The following is a 6,462-nucleotide window of genomic DNA, read 5'->3' on the forward strand; positions in this document are numbered from 1 at the left end:
CAATTGCGTATTTCCCTAGGCACCTGTCCCGGCCTGAGCCGCAAATAGGCTCATCAGTGGCGCGTGCGATGGCGGGCCGTAGGGTGGCGGGGTTGCTCGGGATGCAAGAGCACCTGAAAACCCGCGCAGTGGCGGTTCGGGTCTGCCTGGCTGATAATGCCCGCTCATTAGCTCGGTATCACGAGCCCTATAAGCGCTAAGGAGCATCCAATGGTTAAAACGCGTCCAAGACCTGCGGTTAACGGGGTAGCTTCCGCTGATCGGGTGTTGACCGTTCTGACTGCATTCCAGGTGGGTGACACTGCATTGAGTCTGGTTGAGCTGGTGCAGCGCACAGACCTGATCAAAAGCACCATCATGCGTTTGATGGTTTCCCTGGAAACCTACGGCCTTGTCACTCGTCTTGCGGATGGTCGGTACATGCTGGCCAGCGAGGTGATGCGGCTCAATGCGGTTTATCAGGAGGCCCTCGATCTGGAGCGGCATGTGATGCCTCGACTGCATCGCCTGACCGAAGAAACCGGCGAGACTGCGTCCTTCTATGTGCGGCATGGGGCTTACCGGCTCTGCCAGTACAGGGTCAACTCGCCTCATCGGCTGCGGTTGCATTTGCAACCAGGCGATATGCGGCCGATGGACGGCGCTGCGGGCGCTCAAGCTTTGCGCACCACTTTAGAAGAGGCACGCAATGGGCTCGATCCTATTTATTCATGTGGTGCCACCGATCCTCACGCAGCCTCCATGGCGTTGCCGATTTACGGGCCTATTCAAGAATTGATCGGCGCTCTGGTGTTGTCGGGTCCGGCCAGTCGCTTGACCGAGGAGCATGCCGGCCGCCTGAGAAAGATTTTCTCGGAAGTGGCCGATGATTTGATGCGCAGCCTGGGTGGCAAGACGCTTCGTGATGATCGGCAATCTGCTGAATCGGACAGTATCGAAGCGGTCAGCTGAGTTCGCGAAGGGATGAATCAGGTCTGGCGCAGGAGGGAGTTCGGGATTTCAGAAGATAACAGGGTAAACAAGTAACAACGCCACTCGCTTGCATGAAGCGCGCGGCGTTGTTTGTCCAGCAAGACAGAGAGCTTTATACAGGCTCTACTTCAGCGGCTTCCTGTTTCAGACGCTTGCGGCCCATCACCAGCACCATCACACCTCCTGCCGCACACAATGCTGCCAGCGGCAGCATGGCCAGGGCGTAACTACCGGTTGCGCCATGAATGGCGCCGTAGACGTTGACCATCACACCACCACCGATCAGGTTTGCCAGGGCTCCAATTGCGGCGAGCCCCGCAGCTGCTGTCGACGAAGACAGCCAGCCGGACACCAGCGCCCAGAACGGTCCTTTCATGGAGTAGGCACCGATCAGCACCATGCTCAACAGCATCACGGTTGCCGGCAGTGAGGAGGTAACGGAGGCCAGAAGCAAGCCGGCAGTGATCAGCAGCAAGGTGAGCGAGGTGTGCCAGCGCCGCTCATCGGTCCGGTCGGAGCTACGCCCCCAGATGATCATTGCCACCGATGCGATCCCGTAGGGGATGGCATTGACCAGGCCGATCTCCATGTTCGACAGGCCGAAGGTCTTCAACAGTTGCGGGGCCCAGATACTCATCGTGCTGCCCGCCGCCGATGCCCCGGAGTAGACCAGCGCCAAGACCCAGATGTCTTTGTGCCTGAGCAGTTTCCATAGGGAGATATGGCCGATGTTGGTCTTGCGTTGACGCTCTTCGGCCAGCTTGTTGACCAGCCAGTGACGCTGCTCGTCGCTCAACCATTTCGCCTGATCGGGTTTGTCGGTCAAAACGAACAGGCACGCGATGCCCAGCAGGACCGCGGGAATACCTTCCAGTATGAACAGCCAGTGCCAGCCACGCATACCCATCCAGCCATCCAGGCTCAGCAGCAGCCCCGACAAGGGGGAACCGATGAAATTGGCTCCAGGAATGGCGACCATGAAGATGGCAACCATGCGGGCCCGATACGCCGATGGCAGCCAGTAGGTTAGGTACAGCAGCACGCCCGGGAAGAAACCTGCTTCAGCAGCGCCCAGCAGAAAGCGCATGACATAAAGAGAATTCGCGCCCGTCACGAATGCCGTCCCGGCGGAGATGATCCCCCAGGTCACCATGATTCGGGCAATCCAGATCCGTGCGCCGAACTTCTGCAGCGCCAGGTTGCTGGGCACTTCTACCAGGAAGTAAGAGAAGAAAAACAGGCTGCTGGCAAAACCGAAGATCGCCGGGCTCAAGCCCAGGTCCTGATTCATTTGCAGCGACGCCATGCCGATATTGCCACGGTCGATGATCGCAATGAGGTAGCACACGATCAGAAACGGCAGCAGTCGCCAGGCGACCCGCTTCATGGTGAGGCGTTCGAGATCGCTGATCGGGGGGGATGTTTGAGCGATGGCCATTGGTGCTCTCCTGTGATTATTTTTCTGGAGAAACGCTGTTCGGTTGAGTGCAAGGTTGATCGTCAACCCTGGCTCAGGTTAATCAGGCTTCAGTGCCCAACAGTTGGCGATTGACCACGCAGCGCGGATCAAGCTCGGCACCCTGCCAGACCTTGACTATTTGCTGCACCGCCAACAGGCCGACGCGGTCGCGTGCATCCGTGGTATTTGCGCCCACGTGGGGGGTGGCTACCAGGTTATGCAGGCTCCATAGCGGGCTGTCGGCAGGTGGTGGTTCAGGGGTGAACGTGTCCAGACCGGCCCCTGAAATATCGCCGTCAATCAGTGCCTGGACCAGCGCCGCGGTGTCGACCAACTCGCCGCGCGCGGTGTTGATCAGGATGCTGCTTGAGCGCATGCGCCGAAACTGATCGCGGCCAAAAAGAGCGCGGTTTTGATCTGTCAGGGGGCAGTGAAGGCTGATGATATCGCTAGTGGCCAGCAAGCTGTCGAAATCGGTTTCGCGCTCGACGTAATCGCGCTGCGGCAGTGTTTTCAGGTACGGATCAAACACTTTCACCTTCATATGCAGCGGAGCGACCAGGTCCATCAGGATGCTGCCGATCGAGCCCAGCCCCACCAGTCCCAGAGTTTTGCCGAACAGTTCGGTGCCATTGGCCGTGGTTTTGTCCCAGTGACCGGCGCGCATCCGGGCATCTAGCGCAGCGGTTTGACGGGCAACGCTGAACATCAGTGCGAAGGCATGCTCGGCCACCGATTGCGCGTTGGCGCCCAGGGCGATGGTCACGGGCACGCCCTGTTCGGCGGCGGCCTGGATGTCGATGGTGTCGTAGCCAACGCCGTGTTTGGCGATGATTTTCAATTTGGGCGACGCCTGGATCATTTCACGTGTCAGCTTGCCCTGACGCACGATGATCGCGTCTGGCTGCTCCTCGTAGATGAGCGCGGTCAGCTTTTCGGCTGGCAGGTAGGGCGTTGTAGGGATGATCGATATGTCTTGCGAAGCGGCGAATGCCATTGCATCAGCCGCGAGCGCGGGGCCGGTCAGCAGAATTTTGCGGGTCATGGTCGTTACCTTGTTCTTGTTTGTGTCGTTGGCGGCAAGGGTCGCTGCCCCGTCGTTAACAAAACCCTACCATAACGAAATGGCGTTGCAATATAGGCATAATTAAATTTATTATCTCGCAAAATTTCCGGATTATTGGGTGTTGATTCTATTTTAATGAAATGCCATTCTGTAAATGGCTAGTTGATACCCGGCGGCATCCCATAATTTCAAGAGAGAAATGCCACATGACCATTGGATTTCGTGTCCTCAAAGCAGCTCGAAAAGTCAGCCTGGAGTGGGTCAATCGCTACCGCGATGTGCCGGTGGCCAATATCAGCGACTCGATGAACCGAATGACTGCTGCGGGTGCCAGGCTGCGTCCCATGCACCGCGAGGGCGTCCTGGCAGGCCCTGCGTTGACAGTTAAAGCCCGGCCTGGCGATAACCTCATGCTGCATCACGCGATCGACATCGCCGAGGCTGGGGATGTGATTGTGGTGGACGCAGGCGGCGATCTGAGTAACGCCCTGATCGGCGAAATGATGGTGGCGTACGCTGTCAAACGCGGTGTGGCGGGTATTGTCATCAATGGGGCGATTCGCGACGCGGCAAGCATCGGCGCCGGTGATTTCCCGATGTTCGCGGCAGGTATTTCTCACCGTGGTCCTTACAAGGACGGGCCTGGGGAAATCAACGTGCCTATTGCTATCGATGGCATGGTGATCGAGCCGGGCGATTTGGTGATAGGTGACGATGATGGCCTGCTGTGTGTACCTTACGACCACGTAGCGGAAGTCTACGACCGCGCCTCTGCCAAGCATCATGCCGAGCAGAAGCAGCTTGATCAGATTGCCAAGGGTGAAAACGACCGTTCGTGGGTCCTCGATTCCTTGAAAAAGAAAGGCTGCCTGCTCCCCGAATGAGCAGGCGTATCGTGCCTCTCGCGCACGATCACCGTCGCTGGTAGAAGACGATCGCGTGGGGCCTTAATGTGAGGTTCTGATGTCGTCTTCCTATCCGCCCGTTTTGAAGCGGTGGCCTGCTCCAGTCAGAGCGCTGGCGCATCGAAATTTTCAGATTTATTTCGCTGGTCAGGCCATTTCCACCTTGGGTAAATGGGTGCAGCAGGTTGCGCTCTCCTGGCTGGCTTACCATCTCACGGGTTCGGCATTCCTGCTGGGCCTGCTGACATTTCTGACCTTGGCGCCGCAGTTGGTGGTCGGCCCGCTGGCCGGGGCCTGGATCGACCGGCACGACAAGCGTCGTTTGCTGATCATTGCCCAGGCACTGTTGGCCGGGCAATCGCTCACTCTCGCTATCCTCGCCTGGCTGGGCTGGATAGATGACACCATCATCATTGTCATGGCTGTGCTGCTGGGGCTGCTCAACGCGGTTGAAACGCCGCTGCGCCAGGCTCTGATCAGCAGTTTCGTGGATGAGCCCGCCGATCTCCCCAATGCGTTGGCGCTAAATGCCATGCTGATCAACGCCGCTCGTTTCATTGGCCCGCCGCTGGCGGGTTTTCTGATCACGGTCAGCGGTGAAGGCGCCTGCTTTTTCATGACCTCGATTGCCTTCGGCCTGTTGCTGGTCAGCCTGATCAGAACCCGTGTGGCTGCCGAGGTAAAAGCCAGCGGTTCCACTGGTCAGGTGTTCAAGGAAGGATTGAGTTATATCTGGCGTACGACTGATATTCGCCGCTTGATGATCGGCGTGGTCGTCGTCAATCTGCTGGCGTCGAACTACGCCGTGCTGCTGCCAATACTGGCCAAGTCAATTTACGGAGGGGATGCGCAGACCCTGGGTTGGTTGTGGGGCGCTGCTGGCGCCGGGGCGTTCGTCTCGACGTTAATGCTGGCATTGGGTGGGACTCTCAACCGGCTTGGCGCGTTCATCACGGCTGCCGTTCTGTGTTGCTCGGTGGCGATGCTGGGAATGGCCTTGAATGTGCCTTTGGCAGCTGCGCTTGGCTTGTTGGCGCTGGTGGGGTTCGGTATTACTGCCAGTAACGTGAGCACCAACATGCTGTTGCAAAGCAAGGCGCCCGCAGCACTGCGTGGGCGAGTCGTGGCGTTTTATATCGCAATGCGTTTCGGCTTTGAGGCCATCGGCGGTCTATTGGCCGGGTTGGGCGCAGCGTTCATGGGCGCGCCCGCAACCTTGGGGGTTACGGGTGCGCTGTTGCTGGTGTTTTTTACTGCCGACCGCTATTGGGCGGCCAAGCCTTAGCTCTGGCGGGCCAGGGGAGCTGGGCACCTGGCGCGGCTTTGGTTAGAGGCCGACGTCTGCATTTAATAGCATTTTGGGATGTGCGGGCATTCTACTGGCATGATTTGGTTGATGGCGCAGAGGAGCGCTGTTTTCATGTGATACAACGTTGTGTGCTTCCACGCATCGTCAGGTAAGACTTTCTCTTTGCCAATGTAAGTTATTTCCTTGTTTATTGAAGTTTCTGACTTGCTCTTTGTTTAATGCGATCAGGTACTTGATTTCTCATCTTCGCTGGTATTAGCTGGTTTTGTTGGTTGGCGCCTTCAGTGTGCTGATCGAATGTCTTATATCTGATTCTGTAAGGTCGCCCTGTCAGGGCGGTTGAATGCTCTATATTTAAATAAGGAAATTATATGAACACTGGTCTTAAACTGCTAATGGCTGCCTCTGTCATGGCCGCCTCCGTCAGTGCGTTGGCCTTGCCTGTGCTGCACACCGCGACTATCGATCAGCACGGCACTGTCGTTGCTCAATCGTCTCCGTGGATCAAGTCCGTAAGTTACAGTAGTAAGAGCGACTATTTCGCAACGTATAAAGTGATTTTCAATGAAGACCACTTCAAGCGCTCGCCTGGTTTCTGCTCGGCATCTTCTATTGATACCAGTGACTATGAACGGTTGTTCTACGGTCACGTCAAGTTGGGTGGCGCTGCCACCACAAAAGAAGTGAATGTGTTAGGGAAACTCTGAAAAAGACTTCCTAATTTGGCAAAATCTCCGGACACCAGTCGCCG

The 6,462-nt window shown here is 57.2% G+C and carries 6 protein-coding genes; 4 read left to right on the forward strand and 2 right to left on the reverse strand.

From position 1 onward, the window contains the following. Nucleotides 1-210: 210 nt before the first annotated feature. Nucleotides 211-951, forward strand: coding sequence for an IclR family transcriptional regulator (locus tag RYA97_RS22830; protein WP_005747133.1), 741 nt, complete (start codon nt 211-213; stop codon nt 949-951). Between the two features lie 133 nt (nt 952-1,084). On the opposite strand, the gene RYA97_RS22835 is transcribed toward RYA97_RS22830, so the two are convergent. Together RYA97_RS22835 and RYA97_RS22840 are read right to left on the reverse strand one after the other, a co-directional pair. Further along, nucleotides 1,085-2,410 carry an MFS transporter gene (locus RYA97_RS22835; RefSeq protein WP_005747135.1) on the reverse strand — a complete coding sequence of 442 codons (1,326 nt, stop codon included), beginning with the start codon at nt 2,408-2,410 and terminating at the stop codon, nt 1,085-1,087. Nucleotides 2,411-2,492: 82 nt separating this feature from the next. Beyond that, nucleotides 2,493-3,476 carry a hydroxyacid dehydrogenase gene (locus RYA97_RS22840; protein WP_005782793.1) on the reverse strand — a complete coding sequence of 328 codons (984 nt, stop codon included), beginning with the start codon at nt 3,474-3,476 and terminating at the stop codon, nt 2,493-2,495. A 227-nt stretch (nt 3,477-3,703) separates the two neighbouring features. Here RYA97_RS22840 and RYA97_RS22845 point away from each other — a divergent pair, with 227 nt between their 5' ends. The 3 genes from RYA97_RS22845 to RYA97_RS22855 all read left to right on the forward strand — a co-directional run bounded on the left by RYA97_RS22845 (nt 3,704) and on the right by RYA97_RS22855 (nt 6,418). Next, on the forward strand, nt 3,704-4,381 hold the full coding sequence (locus RYA97_RS22845; RefSeq protein WP_122322512.1) for an RraA family protein: 678 nt from the start codon (nt 3,704-3,706) through the stop codon (nt 4,379-4,381). 79 nt (nt 4,382-4,460) lie between these two features. Continuing rightward, the gene (locus RYA97_RS22850; protein ID WP_005747138.1) at nt 4,461-5,687 is read left to right on the forward strand and encodes an MFS transporter; all 1,227 of its coding nucleotides are present in this window, start codon (nt 4,461-4,463) and stop codon (nt 5,685-5,687) included. 395 nt (nt 5,688-6,082) lie between these two features. Continuing rightward, on the forward strand, nt 6,083-6,418 hold the full coding sequence (locus RYA97_RS22855; protein WP_316893154.1) for a hypothetical protein: 336 nt from the start codon (nt 6,083-6,085) through the stop codon (nt 6,416-6,418). Nucleotides 6,419-6,462 lie beyond the last annotated feature (44 nt).

Origin of the sequence: Pseudomonas syringae group sp. 26L6 (assembly GCF_032587815.1) — a bacterium.
In the GTDB taxonomy this organism is placed as follows: Bacteria; Pseudomonadota; Gammaproteobacteria; order Pseudomonadales; family Pseudomonadaceae; genus Aquipseudomonas; species Aquipseudomonas amygdali.